A 1,634-nucleotide genomic window follows, 5' to 3' on the forward strand; every position below is an offset into this window, starting at 1 on the left:
AGCAGCTAACTAGGCGTTTAAGACGGATTCCCAACGCTTGGGAGTTTCGGGTCTAGGTTGAGTTTTGTGTTTAAGGCACAATGGTTTAGGATTGTGGTCGCGTTGCTCACCACTTAACGCGGCGTTAGGCTTTTGGAGGAAACATGGATATTGTCCTTAGACGGGCGAGCGAGACAGATATTCCTTTCTTACTGTCATTACGTGATAAAACGATGAGGCAGTATCTAGAAGAAGTCGGCATGCCAACGAGTACTGAAGAATATGAAAAGCGAATACGCTTTGAGTTTCCTCATGCGCAAATCGTTGAATCGGATGGTAAGCCTATTGGGTTGTTCAAAGCCACATACACCGAAGAACTTAACTATTGGTATTTGGTTCAAATTCAGATCTCTCCAGAGTTTCAAGGTTTGAAAATAGGCAGTAAGCTAATTCTTGACCTAATTGCTAAAGCGGAAACAACGAAATCTAAGGTTGGGTTAAGCGTGATTGAAACGAATCCAGCTAAGCAACTGTATTTGAAATTGGGCTTTGAAGTTGTGAAAAGTTCTGGGGCTGAGCAGTTGTTGGAGCTACAAGCCTAACAAGCAATTTAAGAGGGATTCACAACGCTCGGCATTTTTGCTTCTACTTCAAATTTAGTGTTTATGGCACAATGCGTTAGGTTGGGGGGTAGCGTTGTTCACCCCTTAATTGGGCGTTAGGCATCAGTGGCAATTATTTAGAAACTAATATTATGAAAGATATATTTAAACCAGTCTTAGATGACAATGAAGAAATATTCTGGGTGGGAAAGCCTTATTTTATAGCATACATGTTAAATGCTTCTTTTGTGTTCTTTTGTGGAATACTGCTATTTTTATTTTTAGGCAGGTCATCCTCGGAACTTTTTTCTACAGATCCTGTGCAGCTTTTATCTGAAGGGTGTGTAATGTGGTTTGGTTTAGCGTTAATACTATACAAGTTGCTAGTATATCCAAACACGTTTTATGCGTATTCCAACAAGCGGCTTCTCTTTCGTAGTGGCTTTATGGGTATTGATTATAAAGTAATTGATTACGATAAGATCACAAATGTTGAAGTTAATATTAATCCAATTGAGAGTTTGTTTAACGTTGGAACGATCAAGGTTTTTTGTGGTGAAGTCGGTGGTAAAGGCCAAAAGATTACTAATGATATGATAGCCATTCCTTACCCAAATGATACGTTCAGAAATATCAAACAAGTTTCTATTGATGTGAAGTCTGACTTACTCTATCCAAACTCACTTCGCCCTGAAGATAACCCCGGTTACGAGACTAAATATAAAAAGTGATTGATTTTGTTGAGTAATGCCTAACAAACTGTTTAAGAGTGATTCGCAACGCGTGGCATTTTCACTATGCGTTGGTTTTAGTGGTTAAGGTGGTATGTGGAAGCATCGGTATTGCGTTGCTCACACCTTAACAGAGCGTTATGTGTTTTTAGGATAAAAATGGAAATTTTCGAAATTCAACTAGGAAACTCAATTGGTCCAGTCAAGCTCGGTATGACAGAAACTGAAGTGAGCAATGTTATCGGAGCTCCTGATTGCATCTATGGCCATCGCCATCATTTTTTAGACGGTCTCATGGTAGATTTTGATAATGAAGGAAGAG

At 39.3% G+C, this 1,634-nt stretch carries 2 protein-coding genes; both read left to right on the forward strand.

The genetic code is table 11. The features are described from left to right. Positions 1–143: 143 nt before the first annotated feature. Positions 144–581 (forward strand): GNAT family N-acetyltransferase, encoded by a 438-nt coding sequence (locus AACW06_RS19440; RefSeq protein WP_103155309.1) that lies wholly within the window; start codon positions 144–146, stop codon positions 579–581. Positions 582–733: 152 nt separating this feature from the next. After that, a complete protein-coding gene (locus AACW06_RS19445) occupies positions 734–1,312 on the forward strand; it encodes a PH domain-containing protein (RefSeq protein WP_005526638.1) in 579 nt (192 codons plus the stop codon). Positions 1,313–1,634: the final 322 nt, after the last annotated feature.

This window comes from Vibrio sp. S12_S33 (genome assembly GCF_963889785.1).
Lineage (GTDB): Bacteria > Pseudomonadota > Gammaproteobacteria > Enterobacterales > Vibrionaceae > Vibrio > Vibrio aestuarianus.